The sequence below is a fragment of the Mesorhizobium sp. M7A.F.Ca.AU.001.01.1.1 genome, from assembly GCF_004022735.1.
Lineage (GTDB): Bacteria > Pseudomonadota > Alphaproteobacteria > Rhizobiales > Rhizobiaceae > Mesorhizobium > Mesorhizobium ciceri.
In genome coordinates this window covers 1-431 of record NZ_RZPF01001371.1, presented here as the reverse complement: position 1 = coordinate 431, position 431 = coordinate 1, and the positions used below count along the sequence as shown (strand labels likewise).

1 protein-coding gene is annotated in these 431 nt (G+C 62.6%); it reads left to right on the top strand.

Translation table 11 applies throughout. The features are described 5' to 3' along the window. A partial coding sequence (locus EN884_RS38240) for a cupin domain-containing protein (protein ID WP_245492080.1) occupies window positions 1-399 on the top strand: 399 nt, incomplete at its 5' end. Between the last annotated feature and the right edge of the window lie 32 nt (window positions 400-431).

The following is a 431-nucleotide window of genomic DNA, read 5'->3' as shown; positions in this document are numbered from 1 at the left end:
GTGTTCGTGTACCCGAAGGACGTCAGCGCCTTCGGCTTCGACTGGGGAAAATTGGCGCTGACGGTGGCGCCCGAAGTGAATGGCGCAACCCGCTTTTCCGGCGGGGTCGTCGACCTGCCTTCCGGCAAGGGCCACACGCGCCACAACCATCCGGGCGCGGAAGAAATCATCTTCGTCATCTCAGGCCATGGCGAACAGATGGTCGAGGACGAGAAGGGCAATCCGATGGTCGAGAAGGTCGGCCCCGGCTGCACCATCTACGTGCCGGAAAGCCGCTTTCATTCGACGCTCAACACCGGCGACGGGCCGATGCAGCTGTTCGTCGTCTATTCGCCGGCAGGACCTGAACTGGTTTTGCGTGAGCTGCCGGATTTCAGGCTGATTCCGCCGGGGCAGTGATCTTTCCTCGGTTCCGGCTCCGACCTCTGCCC